15 protein-coding genes are annotated in these 15792 nt (G+C 56.5%); 8 read left to right on the top strand and 7 right to left on the bottom strand.

The genetic code is table 11. From position 1 onward, the window contains the following. Window positions 1–61: 61 nt before the first annotated feature. The 5 genes from ACQZ6J_RS24515 (at window position 62) to ACQZ6J_RS24495 (ending at window position 3989) form a co-directional block, all read left to right on the top strand. Window positions 62–817 carry a hypothetical protein gene (locus tag ACQZ6J_RS24515; RefSeq protein ID WP_449085994.1) on the top strand — a complete coding sequence of 252 codons (756 nt, stop codon included), beginning with the start codon at window positions 62–64 and terminating at the stop codon, window positions 815–817. A 91-nt stretch (window positions 818–908) separates the two neighbouring features. Further along, window positions 909–1538, top strand: coding sequence for a hypothetical protein (locus tag ACQZ6J_RS24510; RefSeq protein WP_449085993.1), 630 nt, complete (start codon window positions 909–911; stop codon window positions 1536–1538). 217 nt (window positions 1539–1755) lie between these two features. Continuing rightward, window positions 1756–2169, top strand: a complete 414-nt coding sequence (locus tag ACQZ6J_RS24505) for a hypothetical protein (RefSeq protein ID WP_449085992.1) — start codon at window positions 1756–1758, stop codon at window positions 2167–2169. After that, entirely contained in the window at window positions 2166–3587 is a 1422-nt protein-coding gene (locus ACQZ6J_RS24500) for an ImmA/IrrE family metallo-endopeptidase (RefSeq protein WP_449085991.1), read from the top strand. The genes ACQZ6J_RS24505 and ACQZ6J_RS24500 overlap by 4 nt, the downstream gene beginning before the upstream one ends. A gap of 96 nt (window positions 3588–3683) precedes the next feature. Beyond that, window positions 3684–3989 (top strand): hypothetical protein, encoded by a 306-nt coding sequence (locus ACQZ6J_RS24495; protein WP_449085990.1) that lies wholly within the window; start codon window positions 3684–3686, stop codon window positions 3987–3989. A gap of 132 nt (window positions 3990–4121) precedes the next feature. Here the strand turns inward: ACQZ6J_RS24495 and ACQZ6J_RS24490 are convergent, their stop codons facing one another. Then, window positions 4122–4262 carry a hypothetical protein gene (locus ACQZ6J_RS24490; RefSeq protein WP_449085989.1) on the bottom strand — a complete coding sequence of 47 codons (141 nt, stop codon included), beginning with the start codon at window positions 4260–4262 and terminating at the stop codon, window positions 4122–4124. A 44-nt stretch (window positions 4263–4306) separates the two neighbouring features. Here ACQZ6J_RS24490 and ACQZ6J_RS24485 point away from each other — a divergent pair, with 44 nt between their 5' ends. Next, entirely contained in the window at window positions 4307–8098 is a 3792-nt protein-coding gene (locus tag ACQZ6J_RS24485; protein ID WP_449085988.1) for an SIR2 family protein, read from the top strand. A gap of 107 nt (window positions 8099–8205) precedes the next feature. Here ACQZ6J_RS24485 and ACQZ6J_RS24480 read toward each other — a convergent pair whose 3' ends face one another. From ACQZ6J_RS24480 to ACQZ6J_RS24455, 6 genes are all read right to left on the bottom strand, one after another. After that, on the bottom strand, window positions 8206–8739 hold the full coding sequence (locus ACQZ6J_RS24480; protein ID WP_449085987.1) for an NUDIX hydrolase: 534 nt from the start codon (window positions 8737–8739) through the stop codon (window positions 8206–8208). A 319-nt stretch (window positions 8740–9058) separates the two neighbouring features. Further along, entirely contained in the window at window positions 9059–9637 is a 579-nt protein-coding gene (locus ACQZ6J_RS24475; RefSeq protein WP_449085986.1) for a hypothetical protein, read from the bottom strand. 68 nt (window positions 9638–9705) lie between these two features. Then, window positions 9706–10668: a RimK-like protein gene (locus tag ACQZ6J_RS24470; RefSeq protein WP_449085985.1), complete on the bottom strand. Its 963-nt coding sequence runs from the start codon at window positions 10666–10668 to the stop codon at window positions 9706–9708. Beyond that, window positions 10665–10853 carry a hypothetical protein gene (locus ACQZ6J_RS24465; protein WP_449085984.1) on the bottom strand — a complete coding sequence of 63 codons (189 nt, stop codon included), beginning with the start codon at window positions 10851–10853 and terminating at the stop codon, window positions 10665–10667. The genes ACQZ6J_RS24470 and ACQZ6J_RS24465 overlap by 4 nt, the downstream gene beginning before the upstream one ends. A gap of 260 nt (window positions 10854–11113) precedes the next feature. Continuing rightward, entirely contained in the window at window positions 11114–11890 is a 777-nt protein-coding gene (locus ACQZ6J_RS24460; protein ID WP_449085983.1) for a hypothetical protein, read from the bottom strand. Window positions 11891–12071: 181 nt separating this feature from the next. After that, window positions 12072–13151, bottom strand: coding sequence for an AlbA family DNA-binding domain-containing protein (locus ACQZ6J_RS24455; protein ID WP_449085982.1), 1080 nt, complete (start codon window positions 13149–13151; stop codon window positions 12072–12074). A 137-nt stretch (window positions 13152–13288) separates the two neighbouring features. On the opposite strand from ACQZ6J_RS24455, the gene ACQZ6J_RS24450 reads away from it, so the two are divergent. Both ACQZ6J_RS24450 and ACQZ6J_RS24445 read left to right on the top strand, forming a co-directional pair. Next, a complete protein-coding gene (locus ACQZ6J_RS24450; RefSeq protein WP_449085981.1) occupies window positions 13289–14095 on the top strand; it encodes a hypothetical protein in 807 nt (268 codons plus the stop codon). Next, complete coding sequence (locus ACQZ6J_RS24445) at window positions 14092–15756, top strand: hypothetical protein (RefSeq protein ID WP_449085980.1); 1665 nt, start codon at window positions 14092–14094, stop codon at window positions 15754–15756. Before ACQZ6J_RS24450 ends, ACQZ6J_RS24445 begins: the two co-directional genes overlap by 4 nt. Window positions 15757–15792 lie beyond the last annotated feature (36 nt).

The raw sequence follows: 15792 nt of genomic DNA, 5'->3' as shown, positions 1-15792 counted from the left end.
GAATCTGGGCTCAGACGTTACATTTGAGCTGCCAACATCGAATAGAGATAAGTTTTTCGACATGAACATAAGTAATGACGACAAGGAAAAGATCTATAGCCTACTGAAGTTAGTATTTCAGCACTCTTTTTCTGGCAAACTCGTTACACTTGGCTGCGGACTCATTGCGGTGGGAAAATGGGACGTTATTCAAAACGTTGCGACACTGGGTCTGCAAGGTTACTTCAAGATCCCCGTCGCCGATGATAAATTAGTCGGTGTGCCAGAGGCGGTAGGGATTGCGCTAATTGTGATCGGCCTCATATCACGCTTTTTCTGGCTGATAGGAGAAAGATCATCCAAACATCAAGTTCAACGCACCGAAGACAGGTCGGAATTTCTTCAGAAATACCGGACAATGAGCGGCCTTGAACTACAAGTTGGCTTTGAAAGGAATTTTGGGATCCCCGAGGCCGAAACGCCTGCAATCCTTGCTCTCTTGGCTCATCCTACCAACCAGGCCGGAGCCCTTCGATGCTATCGCCAAGGTGCGAGATATCTCGCCTTTGACGGCGTGTGGTTTCGGATCCGTGACCGATGGCTGAAATGGAAAGCTTCGGCCTATTTTCTGTATTTTTGTTTTATCTTTATCTTATCGCTGGGGCTTCTGTTTCTGGGGACGGTTAGTTTGTCTGGACTATTGACCGGGACCTCCACCGAATCTGGAACTATGTTGTTAGCGGAAAGCGCATTGACATTCGTCGCGTCACTCTTCGCATTTCGTGACTGCGTTCGGATCAATGCGGCATTGTCGCTGGTCAGAATGCGGCCGGCATAAAAAACGGCCTGTACGGAGGACCGGATCGGCTTCTCAGTTCGTCGCCGAGTCGTGGCGCCAGTCGCTTTCCAGCAATAGAGGCTTTGGGTGAATGTGGCAGGACAAAGACCAGTTACCGCGAATTTTTCAGGCTAATCTCGCTCGACTCTTCGACCGAGTGATCTTGCCCGGCCTGGATGCCTTACCGACGCATTCTCACACGGAGCATGGCGAGGCGGCGACTTTGAGCGAATTTCTCGATCGCGCTGCGGCTCAGGTCGACAACTATACCGCCAATGAAGCTGCCAAGGCCTATGCCCTCACTCTTAGCGCTGTTTTCGAACGTCAGTTGAGCATTTGGGCGCGCACAGGTTGCTCAACATCGACCGTGGACGCAGCGAAGGTGCCTGGGTTCCAAAGTCTTCTTGCTGCCTGCGCTCGGCAAGCTGCGATCAATGACGCGGATCTGACGGCAGACCTGACCCAGATGTTCCTCGTCGCGAATGTCGTTCGGCACGGCGAAGGTCCATCCTGCGACCGGCTTCGCGATTTTGCCCCTGCGCTATGGGACAATCCAGGTTCTGACTACAAGGACCTTCTAGCCGGCCCTGCACTGGCGAGTGAGCATCTCCGAATCCGCAAGAACGATCTTGTCCGCTACATCCGGGCCACTACTCGGTTTTGGGGCCTAGCCGACCCGTTGCCGATGGCTGTAGCCGAACCGCCTTATTGGCCGGATTGAGGCGGCCTGCAGCCCGCGGGAACTCAATCGATCGCTGGATGCCGGCGAACTCGTCAAAATCTGAAATTGTCGGTTGGGAGGCGGAACGTCACAGGCTTTCAGCCTGCGTCCAATCAGCCCACAAACATTGTTCTTCGTACAAAATCTCAAAAGGCTTGCACCGCAAAAGCCCGTAGAGGTATGAGCAATCAACAGTTTCTTCTACCGGCAGGCCAGCGTGTCTTCACCAAACCGACACTATGACAAGGGCGAACGTCGCAAAAAGCACGTTGGAACCGGACCAAATCCGACAATAGAGCTGGACGACAGCGATCCGAAGAGATGGATTGGTAAATGTCCGTCAACGATTACGGCCGTGCAAAGGCTCGCGTTGCTCTCCGAAGCACTCCCTGGCTCCAACGGCGACCGAGAACTTGAAGCGCCAAAAAGACTGTATGTCGTTCACGAAGGTGCGATATATGAAGCTCAGACAAGCGACCACGGGCAAAGCTATCACGCGTATCCCTACAAAGGAAAGCTATCCGGTGCTATGCTGAAAAGGCTTGAGGAGATGGCCCAACGCAAGAACTGCGAGGCTGGATTCAAATCATGGGTAAAAGCACATATTGAGCGGCATGGTGAACGGAAATGACAGCACAAGATCTTAAGTTCCGCCTCACTTGGTGCCAGGAAAACGGGATTGATCTTCTGACGACTGCGAAAATGGCAGTGTTGATCGATGGCGACGTGATATGGCCCATAAAGGGCGAGAATATTGAGCTGGAGATCCAAGCCGACGATTTGCTTTCCCATCTGACGGAATTCTGGAAGCCTTTGCTTCTGCGTCAGACTTATCCGCTGGGCTTACGCCCGCCGAAACCGTCGCTTCTGCGGGCCGATGCAGAGAGATTTTGGGAAGGCCAGTCTGACACCGTTGCTGAGCGGTATGACGAGTGCATTCTTGCCTTTGAGGAAGCTCACGATCTCTCCCACTGCTTCGCAGGTCAGTTCGGGCTCCCTTCTCTGTGGCTTCTCCGAGAGGGTGACATCGTAATCATCGATACCGGTACATTTGTTTTCCGAGTCGACTTCACAACTGTGCGACGGGCGCTGGATGAGGTTGGAAAAGAAATCACGGCCCGCCTGTCCGGTGCGCGCTCCGGAAAGTGGGATGCTCTCCTGGACGCGTGGAACCGGCGCAACGATGGCGACCCCGCTTCGCTGCTTGCATGGTCGGCCAGCTTGGATCGCGCTTTGGCAAGGGAATTCGTAGACGAAGGTCTCCTGTTCGCCCCGCGAACAGTGGATGACGCATCAAACGACAACGATGAGCTTCGACTGGCAGCAAGAATGGCAAGCGCGCTGCCATCTGAGGACATACGAAACATTCTCCGGCTTGTTCGAGAATTCAGGAAGGGCGCCTCTGAGAAGCTCGATCAATTGTCGAATGCGGTGGCCTCGCACATAGCCCATTCCTTCTCAAATCAGCGACCACATGTGCAGGGCGAGGCAGCTGCTACGTTCGTTAGGGACTGGTTTCATTTGGACGCCAAGAGTGTCGTTGACGTTTTCGAACTCGTGAAACGCCTCGACGTCGATGTCTACGATCGTGCTGTGGATCCTGACGCCCTCTGGGCCTTGGCCGTTTGGGGAAACCGCCATGGTCCGGCGGTTCTGTTGAACGAAAAAGCGCTACGCGGATTCAAGGGCAATTTACCCGGCAATAGGGCCGCCCGAGTGAATCTGGCTCATGAGCTGTGCCACCTTCTTCTTGACCGTGGTCACGCACTCGGCGCCGTTGATGTACTGAATAGCAGAATGCCTGGCGATGTTGAGAGACGCGCCAAGGCATTTGCAGGTGAGTTCTTGTTGCCGTCGCGAAGCGCAGGTGAAACATGGGTCGAGGCACGTCGACCAAGATCCACCGACGAAGTTAAGAAGGTCGTTCAAAGCCTCGCCAAGCAATACAAGGTTACGTTCAGCGTTGCGGCCTGGAAGCTTGAGCATGGCGTTCATGAGCTCGATGAAGACATTAGCGTCTTGTTGAATGCTGTTGCACCAAACCGATGAAAATCAGCAGTTCACGTTTCAAGCTCTGAGGAGGCATTCTCTTAAACCCGTGCCATTTGCTACTGGTTGTAAAGTTGGGTAATCGCGGGAGGCGACATGGAAATTATTGAGGCAATCGTATCGATCAAGGCCGCTATCGATACATCGGTGGCGGCAAAAACAGATAGCGCATGGAAATCTGCTGTCAGTGCAGCGGGCCTTGTTTCGCAAGGCGACAAGGGTGTCACATCGCTTGATGAAAGCTATATTGCAACGTTTGGCCCGCTCCAATTGCGCGTGAACCACACCTGGCGCGACACCTCCAAGAGCTTTCAACTTGGCCCTGATCGAACGAAGGTAACGCTCGATCTGATCCACAATGCCAATGTGCTGGATAGATACACAAACGGCTATGAGGTTTAGAGCCAACGCGCTGATGAACACGGGGGTGTTGTTAGCAGCCCTCATCATTGCCGTATGCAAATCGCTGGTCGCCCAGTACGCCACGGCTCTCCGTCATTAAACAACGTGTTGGGCGGTCAGCCGATTCGATTATTATTGAGCGGCCAAGGCGATTTGCTTTGAACCAGTCGTTGTTTCTCTTGCCAATGCTCGGGAATCGCGCTCCTCTGCATCAAGAGCCTTGGGAGGAATAACCATGCCGGATAATAAGGTGGCCTGGCTGAGCAATTGCATCACCGCCCCTGGGCTGTGGCATAATATCTAGATCTAGGCGATCGATGCGCTTTCTCGCCAACGGCCCCTCGATACCCGACGACCTTCTCGTCGCGCGCGACGCGGGAGATGTGATTTTCTTTTGCGGGGCCGGCGTGTCGCGCCATCGCGCGGGGTTACCCGATTTCATCAAGCTTGGTGGCGATGTGATCAAGCTCTTGGGTGCGGGCGAAAAAAGCCTGGCACGCAAACTCTTCGATCGTATCGGCGAAATGAAGCCTATGGACGGCGTTGGCGGCCTCATCGCCACAGACCGTATCTTTAGCCTGCTCGAACGGGAGTTCGAGAAAAAGGATATTGAGAACGCTGTTGCCCGCGCGATCCACCCGACCGATCCGGTCGATCTGAGCGCCCATCAGACACTCGTCGACTTGTCACGGGGGCGCGATGGCGTCGTGCGGATCGTCACCACTAACTTTGATCTGTTATTTGAAGCCAGTGGCGAGGAGATTGGCGCCTACGGGCCGCCGCCGCCTGATCCGCGCGGCGGGCATTTCGCGGGCATCGTCCATCTCCACGGCCGGGTGAATAATGATTATTCGGGCGCGGGCGACGAAGAGTTCATCATATCGAGCGCGGATTTCGGCAGGGCGTATCTGTCGGACGGCTGGGCTACCCGATTTATGCAGGCCTTGCTTGCGCGCTTCCAGATCGTTTTTGTTGGCTATGCGGCTGATGATCCGCCAGTTCAATACCTGCTGGAAGCGCTCAACCTGAAGGCAGGCAGCCGGAGCAGACTTTTCGCCTTCCAGGCGGGAAATAATGATGACGACGCGGCGCTCTGGGAGCATCGCGGGGTCCGCGCGATCTCGTTCGACAACAGTAAGAGTTACGATCCGCTTTGGGACAGCCTTGCGGCCTGGGCCACGCGGGCGCGCGACGTCGACGCTTGGTATGAGGCCCTGCTTGCTGCCGCCTCGGCTGGGCCGGTGCCACTCGATTCGCATGTGCGGGGCCAGATCGCTCACGTCATCTCGACGCGGGAAGGTGCGCGACGCCTCGGTATTGCCACGACGACGCTCGCGGCTTCCTGGCTGCTCGTATTCGATCCTCACGAACGCTATGCCAGTCCTGGGCCGCTCGATGGCGACGATGAATCGCTCGGCCGTTTCGACCCCTATCAAAGCCTCGCCCTCGACTTCGATACGCCGCCGCAGCCCGCCGATGACGGTGACGACTGGCGAGATCGGAAGATACCTGAGGGCGCGTGGGATGGCTTTGCGCCAACGCGCGCCGATCAGGAGGATCAGCAGTTCGGGTTCGGTGAATTCCGCGGCGGCGGTGCGGGGATGGCGGGCACGCTCAGTGAGCGCATGAGGAATCTGGCCATCTGGTTCACGCGCGTCGCGCATCAGCCCATTGCCTTATGGTGGGCGGCTGGTCGCGGTCCGCTTCATCCCCGGCTTGTCGATTCGATTCAATCATGGTTGCGACAAGAACCCGATCGATGGCCTGCCGACATCCGGGACGGCTGGAGGCGGTTGATCGCAAGCTGGTCTGATCGCCGCGTGCCTCCCGATCACGGCTATTTCGATCTGCGACACCGCGTCGAGAGGGAGGGATGGTCGGAATCATTGGTACGCGCCTATGCCGATCTTTTCCGGCCCCAACTGCGGATCGAGCGCAAGTTTGGCATCGGACACCCGCTGACCTGGACCGATGCCAATCGTCCCACCGCGTTGCTCTCTTATGGCGTCGACTATCCGCACCCCCATGGGGAGCTGACGATCCCCGAGATGCAGCTCGCCTATGCGGTGACCAGGTTCCGCGACAATCTTGCGCTGGCACGGTCGATGGAAGCGGAAATATCCGGCGCCGATCATATCTATATGCAAACGACCCGGGCGGACGATGGTGAGCCGGCGATCGCTTACGACAGCTATGGAATCACCGGCCCCATCGCCCAGTTCCAAGGGCTGATGGCGAGGCTCGCGGCAACGGCCCCCGCTCTGGCGCGCGCCGAGATTGCCGCCTGGCCGGTCGACGATCACTATATTTTCGGGCGGCTGCGGATATGGGCGGCAGGGTCGCAGGCTACGTCCCCAACTGAATCGGCCGATATATTGCTGGGTTTCCCCGATGACGTCTTCTGGGGCTCGACCCATCAACGCGACCTGCTCTATGCCATCCGGGATCGCTGGTCGGAATATGCGGCAGAGGAGCGCGCGCGCATCGAGGCACGACTGCTGACGACCAGCTATCCATGGACTGAAAAGACGCGCGGCGGCAAAACTCGCGCTGAAGCGCACTATCGCCTCGACCGCCTTCAGTGGCTGAACGACCAGGGCGTCACATTCTCCTTCAACTTTGACGCCGAGAAGACGGCGTTGCGTCTCCTCGCCCCGGACTGGACCGAGCAGTCGGCAATGCATGCGGCGGATTCGAACGCACCGGTGGTCCGTAGCGTCGAAGTCGACATCAACCCTGGCACGCTCGATGACGTTCCCGTCAGCGAGATTCTCGATCGCGCCGGGCTGGCAAGCATGCCCGACTTCTTCGATCTGGAGGAACACCGTCCTTTCACCGGCCTGGCGGAAGTGCGGCCCGTCCGCGCGCTGGCCGCACTGAGCGATGCGGCGCGCAAGGGAAACGTCCCGGCCAGCTTCTGGTCGGCGTTTCTCTATGTGGAGCAACGCAAGACGGATCGCCCCAGGCTTGTACGCGCAATAGCGAGGCGGCTGGTTTCGCTCTCCCCGGAAGGCTTGAGCACAATAGCCTATCCGGTAACGGAATGGCTGCGGGTACTCGGGGAGCGCGTCTTCATCGATCTGCCGCCGCTCATCGACTGTCTGTGGGGACCGTTGATGGCGGCGCTGCCGCTCCGCGACGACAATCGACCACGGAAGGTCGATACGAGCTGGGCTAATGATGCGCTCAATGCCCCGGTGGGCAAGCTCGTGGAAGTGCTTCTCGGCGACCCCGCCGTCCGAAACCCCGCGCCGGAACAGGGCTTCCCCGCGGCGTGGACGGACAAGCTTATGCAATTGCTGGGATTGCCCGGAGATATGCGCCGCCACGCGCTGGTGATGCTGGGATATCGCGTTAACTGGCTGTTCGCGATCGACCCTGCCTGGACCGAACAGCATCTGCTGGGCGTGGCCGATGACATGGGGGACGATGGCGACGCCTTGTGGGATGGCATCTTGTGGGCGGCCCGGGCACCGAGCCGAGCACTCTATGAGCGCGTGAAGCCCGCGCTGCTCGCGCGGGCCATGTCGCCAACGCGGCGACGCGCCGAAGCCAATGTGGTAGCCGGCTTCGTGCTGCTGGGCTGGGGCGGGTCCAGCGAAAGCGGGCCGCCCGAACAGCTTGTCACAAACGCGGAGCTGCGGGAGATACTGATCGAGTGCGACGACGATCTTCGGCGCCAGATGCTGTGGCATCTGGAACATTGGTCGGCTGATCTCCAGGGGAATTGGCGCGGGCGGCTGATCCCTTTCCTGACCGAGGTCTGGCCCCATCATCGAGCGCTGCGAACACCGGAGGTTTCGGCGCGACTGGCGGACCTCGCCCTGGCGAGTGGCGACCTGTTCCCGCAGGTCGTTCCCGTTATCGTGCCGCGCCTCGTGCCTGTGCGCCAAGACGTGCTGCGCGGGATCTCGCATCAAAACGGGGAGGCGGATCATCCCGCGCGGCTCTATCCCGCTGCGATGCTCGATCTCTTGTGGGCGATCCTTGGAGAGGATGTCTCACAATGGCCCTATCGGGTGGAGGATGTGCTCGAGATCCTAGCCGAGGCTCCCGCCACACGCGGCGACCCTCGGCTTTCAGAGCTTCGTCGTCGCCGACTTAGCTGATATTTGCCGCCATGACGGATGATTCGGTAGGATTTTGAGCAAAAGGTCGGGTATTGCAACGAAAATGCTACACCAGCCAGCAGTGGTGAGTCCCATCACTACAGACTTCAGACTTGCGAGCGCTTTTTCCGACCACGCGGTTCAAATCTGACGAGGAGCGACTTGAGTTCTATCTCGCGGACGCGTCGGGCCGCCTCATCCGTGCTCACCCATTCGAGTATGCGCTGACCACGTTCCTTGAACTCGTTCCTCAATTCGGTGACTTCAATCTGGAAGACGTCAACGATGCAGGGAGCTACATCGCCATTGTCGAGATCCTTCAAATAAGTGTAGAGCCCGATCGGCTTCTTCCTTGTCGTCCCGCGAGCGCCCGCTTCTTCCCAGGCTTCGATTGCGGCTGCCTCGAACGGCGTCCTCCCTTTCATCGGCCACCCTTTCGGAATCACCCAGCGCCTGCTGTCGCGGGAAGTAATGACGAGGATTTCGATGTCCGGCCCACCATCGCGATAGCGAAAGCACAAAGCGCCGTATTGCTGGAGAAACGCTCCGGTGAATAGCTTTTCGGGAACCGCCGCAAGTTGAGCCAGCAACGGCTGCGGCTTTTTTGACTTGGATTTTCTGTTCAGCTTCTGGGAGTCCATCTCGACCCAATGTGTCGGATCGCGCTCGTTCTTTCAACCACCTGGAGACATTTCTGAGGCCCAACCACCTTCTACAGTATTCCCCATGCGCGGAAACTGCCCCGACCAGCTCTGCCATTCCCGCCACGAGCAGATCTCGCGCGCGATGGCGCTTTTGATGCGGACCATAGAGGAGCACGCGGCCTGGACGACCGAAGTCACGGATCTATTCGACCGCTGATTTCGCTTCGGGGCGTCATGCGCTACACCCCAAAAAGAAATCCAGAGCCGAGGCCAAATTGGCCACTGCAAGATGCGAAAGAGCGACGCCCAGAACCCTTCATGAGGCCTTGGCCTTCATCTCCGGGTGTGTCTCGACAAACTCGAACTTCGGCAAAGGTGGGACTGGTTGGTGGTCTGTTGAAGGACTAATGAAACTGGCGGCCATAGCGATTGCGAAGGTGAGTACTCCGTTGCGGATCAGACCGATTGCCAATGATGCTTCGTTAGCGCGCACCAAATTGACTGTCTCAAACCCGCAAGCGGCGTTCTCCATTGCTCTACGGCCATCCTCTCCACCTTGAGCAATTATTGCGAGATATTTCGATCCATAGCCGTATCGAGGTTTGGGCCTCAGACCCTGGAAGCCGACTAGAGCACCCCAAAGAAAGAATAACATCGAAATAAAGAGCAAGGCTAATATGATGTATTTCGCCATCGATGGCGTCAAACCGTCGACAATAATCTTCGCCACAGCGCCACCGACGGTCAAGGCAATCGACAGCGTCGCGGTCAACTTCGAAAGCTTATCGTCGAGTTCCTTCGCTCTAACCCACTCGCTCTCAATGTATTTTTTGAGGTCGTCTTCACCTAGCTTTCGAATATCAGCAAAGGCCTCGTGCGTTTCCCATACTTCCATCCGCCTCAGAAGCTTCCGGTTGACAGAGTAAATCCGAAAGAAATCTGGCAAAAGCGAATTCAGAAAGGTTAACCGCGACAAGCGAGTGCCTCCGCAATAGCATTTGAAATCCCTCTACCTTCTCGGTCGAGCCATCCCCATTCTCCGGTCGGATTGATTTCAATGAACCAATATTGGTCATCTGAAAGAGCCAGATCGATCGCTGCGTATTCTAAACCGAAGTGCTCCGTTAACTCCAAGCAACGGCGGGCCACGTCTGAGGGAAGAGAGTAATCGCGATACTCCAATGTAGTCTTCGGTCGAAGCCTCCAGTCACCTTCGATTGCTATTCCACCGTCGGTCACAGCAACACACCACAGTCGCTTTCCGACGATCGTGACTCGAAGATCAGTTTTCGGAGAAAGGACGGCTTGAAATGTCGCCGGGGCCGCTCGTAGGCTCTCGTCGGCGCACTCACTCCAGTCAATTATCGTCGTGTACCCAAAGTGCTGTACGTCAGCCTCAAATAAAAGAACGGTATCAACGCTCTTCAGCGCAACCTTGTCCCCAATGACGATCGGAATGTCGGCCAGCGGGTCGTTGGTTATCCTTGTTTCCGGTACCGCGAATCCAAGCGTAGCCGCCTTGCGCAACTGCAGTGGCTTGGTTTCGGCGTTGTAGGTCTCCGTCGGCCGATTGAACCAGACCGCCTGATCGAAAAGCATCACCCCACGCATCAAGGCAGCCCATTGCGAGCGTTGCAATTGCTCTGAGGGCGCCAGCCCTCGGCCTGGCGTGTTTCTGAGAAAGGTAGGCTGCCGCCACCAAATCGAGCGAAGGCCCGAGCCGACACGCCATTCTCTTTGGCCATGGCGACAAATCATACTTGCCGCCAGCGGATCAATCGTAATCCCCCATTCGGAAAGTTGCTCACGGTTAATCCGGAGAAAGCTCACGTTCATATCTGTCAGATGATGACAAATTCGATCGGTGGATAGATCGGCCAAGCTGGAAAGAAGCAGTACCTCCACGCTTTCCACCAGCACATTCATTCGCCTTTTTGATCTTCACCTGTCTCGAGATCATTCTTTTTGGTCGTCATCTCGTTCTCCGGATCAAAGGCGACCAATCCCTCCTGGCTGCGCCAGACGCCGGCCACGATGTCATACTCGGCTTTGGGCGGGAGGCCATTGCCATTTGCCTTGGTCGTCTTCGCTACGCGTTGAAGAATATGCATGCAGACTCCATCAAATTGGTATCGTCGATGCTGACGAAAGTATGCACCAGAAGAAGAAGACGCAATCAGGCGAAATGCTTTCTGGCAGTTATATCTGTGGCTTTCCCGAACAAAGAAGGGTCTCTATTCACGTCGGGTCGGCCGGTAGCATTCAGGGGTAGAATACTGCCGGTCCGACCTGCCCATACGCAGCCGTTGGCGTCACAGAAATCGTATGGCCGGCGGTGGCGTGTGTTCGCTGAGCCATGATGCTATTCAACTTATGCAGGCTGAAAATCAGTGCCCGGTGCGTACATCGAGAGAACGATTGCCCCATTCTCCTCAGTCTGCGAGTTTCGCTCCCAACCTCGTGCCGCATTCACTGTCTGCATGGAGATGTTCAGGTGGGCATTGTACGAATCATACGCAACGCGCTTCACTGAGAAGCCTACAGTATATGCTGCGGCAAGAAGCATTCCATTGGAAACGTAATTCCCTAGGTGGGTAAACAGCCCAAACGCCCGTGACAGGTCTTCGGCGCGATGTTTCAAACCGTAGCTCCCTATCTGGCGATTGAGCGATTTTATCTTCTTCTGCCGCGAGAAGAAGATCAGAGCCAACTCGAACTGGTCTGCAGCCCAATCATCCTCGTAGGCTTCGCGTCTTCTGTCCGCGAAAAGAGCTTCACGCTCCTCCTTCGGCTTACGCAACTCGTCACGACCACCCTGCCAGATCGAGTCGAAACCTCGTAGCGTCAGCTCCGGATGCTCATCAAGCACCTTGCGAAGCATTCCCCGAACAACCGCGCGCGAAAGATATCGAGCACGCTTGTCACCATCGACGACCGCAGATACTTCCAGAGCGGAACAATACGCCTCTTCGTCGATGTCTACCCACAATGCGCCGGTTTTCAGCGAGGTCAGAAAGCTTGCATAGGTGGAGAAACCCAAGCCCTTCGCAACCGCCTCCATACGATGCGTCGGGCGTGTCTCAGGATGCGCCTTTCTCAGGCTTTCCTTAATGGTTGGCAGAGCGGATTCATGGACAAACAAATGCATGGCGAAACCTCATCGCTTCGGCAGCCGGACGCCATTTAATCAGCAGCCGACGGATGGGATTCGGCGTGCAAACTGTAAAGAGAAAGCGGCTTTTAACTTGGCGACAGGTTAGGAGCCACGGTCCTAATAGGGAGAATCGCGCTGTGGCCGCGATTCGTCAATGGGGTGCAGCAATCAATCGTTATCGGCCGTAGACTGAAACACTTCTGACCTTGTCGTTGAACCGTTCGATCAGGCCCTGCTCATCCACGCGCTCGACCCGGATCGGCCTGCCGATACTGGCGGCGTTGGTATTGGGAAATGCCCATTCAAGCTTCGGATTGCGACGCAGATTCCTTACCGTGAGAAGAACCCCGTACGGTCCGCGGATGCCTGAGTCGTCCAAGATCAGTTGGATATCCCGCAGATGCCGGGCGAGTTCCTCCCGAAACTCATGGATCGTCAAACGTCCTTCTCCATCCCTGACGGAGAAGGGATGGGAGACATAGGAATGGACAAGCCAGTCATCGCCGATAAAGAAGCGCGAGACTGAGCGCCCCTCCTGGAATGTTGCGTCCCGAACCTCGACACCATTTTCACAACCCTTGAAAACACCGTGGCTCTCACCGTGGTAGTGACGCATTACTTTCAGAACGCTTCGCCCGGGATCAAAAGGCGACCGCTCACGCTCGTAATACTCTTGCGGTACGACCGCAATATGCAGCGTTGCGCCGTTGTTCTGCATGATGTCACGGGCCTCGACCGCTGCGTTCTCACGCTCCATCAACTGCATCGTATCAGCTTCCAGCTTCTCGATCGGCGTAAACAGCGCGTGGAGCTGGTCGCGCGGGATTGGCGTGTTCTGCGCACCGGTGCGCAAATAGAAGCCGCCGGTAATCCTGTTCTGATAGGGTCGCAACCGATGGTCAGGTAGATCGAGACACAAAATAAAACCTCCGGTGTCAAGATCGAGGAACTCCAAGCGAACACCCAACGGCTTTGGGTCGATGTTGTCCTGTATGATCGATGTAATGCGGCGTTGTAGGATGTCGCGGTCGCCATCCATAGGCTCAAAGCGTTCGAAGGCGCCCTTCTTTTCATGCACACCAACAACAAGATACCCAGGTCCGGCGTTGAGGAAAGCCACCACGTCATCAATGAAGTTCGACTTTCCGCGCTGCTCCTCGAGGTTCAGTCGCGACTTGAATTCATAGTGCTGGCCCTCCACCACGGCACCAGACAAAATGCCCTCGATTGTCGGTGCCAGTGATTTCTTGCTCATCCCGCAATCCTCGCAGCTTTTGCCGATTAAATTCTGTTGGCAACATTTCATTGTCACGGATCGAGTTCAACTCAGGCTTGAGAAATACGCCGTTAGCCAACAATATTTCTCAATATGCCTGACGGACGGAAACAATCTTGAACATCGCCGATATCGACCTCGACATATTCCTCGACGACGTCTCCTCTTTTGATAAGCGACCTCGCGCGCCGTCGACGACCCATGCATGGAATGAAGCACAACTCCGACGTTTCCTCGAAGATCGGTGCGGGCTGAAGCTCGATCCATCGGCCAAGCGACCCAAGGGCCGATTTGTTGTCCATCACGACGAAGCATTCCCCCTCCTAAATGCTCTCTCTCAGAACGGTGCAGTGCCGCTGAGCTTGGCCCATATCGATGCCCATTCTGATCTGGGAACCGGCCTTGGGGACCTATCATGGCAATACATAGGCGGAAGGTTACTTGGTCTACCCTCGAAAGAACGCGCAGGAGCTATCCCGCAGCATGGCATGGAGCGCATTTCGCCGGCGAACTATCTTTCATACGCGTTGGCATGCCGCTGGCTTCGATCACTAGTCTATGTGCATCATGCCAAGAGCGGTGACGACCTCATGCCCTTCTTTTTCCGCGACTTCGATCTTGGATGCGGCATCATGGAGTTGCGATATGTGCCGTCTCTCCATAGCGTCCGATCAAGAGAGGAACTGCGTGCTCTGCCCCATACGCTTGAGCCGACCATCCCGTTTCAGAAAATTGAGATTGAGGACTATTGGGCCGCCGAGCCGTTCGACTATGTGATCCTCTGCCAGTCGCCCGGTTATACGCCGGTTGAGGCCGATGTCTTGCTCCCGATCTTTAAGGACTATGTCGACTTTGACAATGACAGCTCCGAGGGTTTCCTAGGCCTGCACGCGAATCCAGGCAGCAAAGGAAAAACTCCGTGACGCTGGACGGCTTCCTGAGTTTTCTCGCACTATTCATCGCGTTTTACGCAATCGTGTCGCCGGTGACCCGACTACGCGCGCAGTTGCACCTTGCCGTTCAAGTTCCGCTGGCACTTCTTGCAGTCTCGCTTGTTCTCTACTTTGAGTTCTTCTCTCTGTTAGGCCAACCGTGCCGACTGCCAAATTCCGAAGCATGCGCCTGGCTGGTTTTCCCGAGAGATGGCAGCGTTACACCGCCGCAGGCCGCCTTCCTCGTCGTATTCGTCTGGATGATCCTTGCCTGGGGACTCAACCTCCTCCTGAAACCGGGGCCACGCTCCCTGGTGACCATCGGCAAAATCGTGCAGACCCTGCTTTATGAACGTCGCTTTTCAGAGCTGTTGGATTTCATACAGCCACATCTCGGCCTCATAGAAACCGCGGCTGAACGGCGCCTGGGACGGCAAAAGGTCCACGATTGGGTGGCCGATGCAGACTGGCTGCGTCGCCGGAGAATCCGAACGTTCAAGCCGGTTGGATCGGAAAAGGATGAGCCGGAGCAGCCGAGGGCGGGCTATGGCAAGCGGATCTATGAGGGTATCCGGCGGCGAATTCGCTGGATAAAACACATCATCCCGGCTGGCAATAAAGCCCAAGTCGGCGCCGAGAACATCACACGTATGCTGCTGCGCTCGGAGGAGTTCAGAAGATTTCTGGTCACGATGCGACCGGATGCTCTGCCAGACCTCATGGCGATCAAGCTCCGGCTTCGCTTCGACTTCTCAGATAAGGTCCTGCGAGACCTGATAGCTGACACTGGCAGCAAGCTCTACCAGGAGATCGAAAACAACCAGAATCTCGCGGATAAAGGTGGATATGCGATTCCGGAAGAGAATGTCCTATTGCGGTTTCTCTTCGGTGACGCCGAGGTAGCCCACAAACTCGGAGCCTGGAAGCCTGTTGGCGATGCTGTCATAAACATGATCCGCGCCGGGGCAAACAGCGGCTATGCCGCCTATCTCAACGATCGCTCCGACAATTTCGATGACGAGCGATGGCGAGATATGACCTTTGTCGGTATTCGGTACTTCGACATCATGGTCAATGAGGCCATGCGTCAAGGTGTGCCCTATCATATGTGGCTGTTCTATCTGCCGCTTTTCGTGACCGAACTGGAAAAGATATACGATACGTCGGGCCAGAACATCGACTCGATCGCCGAATTCCCCACCCGGAACGCCCGCCTGATATACGAAATCTTCGATGTCTTAGGCAATTGGGTGCGCAATATTACGCATCTCGACAAAGCGTCTCCGCATGCCGCGATTTCGAATGCTGGAGAGTTCTCATCAGGCGTTATCCCGGCGGACGCCGCCATGGCCCTGGGCAATGCCATGGCAACCGTTGCAATTTCCGACCGGATTGGCGATACCTTTGCTGGTTATCTCCATGATTGTGTGTTGTCGGACATCTCTTCTCTCTCACGTGCGGGTTTGGAGGGGCGAATGCGTGCGATGTTGATAAGATCAATAGTAGCAGGCGGCAATCGCCATCCCGACGCCCGGTATGGCGAGCGCCTCAAGACGTTCGTCGCAATGGCTGACCACATCCTACGCAGCTCCGTCAAGGACTATACTGACGCGCTTGAGGCCGCATTCCCGGAACCACGGAGGCGCGGATGAGCGGCCTGGTAGCGACGTCCGCACTTTGGCGCCGGG

Source organism: Rhizobium sp. A37_96, from assembly GCF_053521765.1.
Note: the sequence above shows the minus strand (reverse complement) of the source record. Positions and strands in the feature narration are given on the sequence as shown.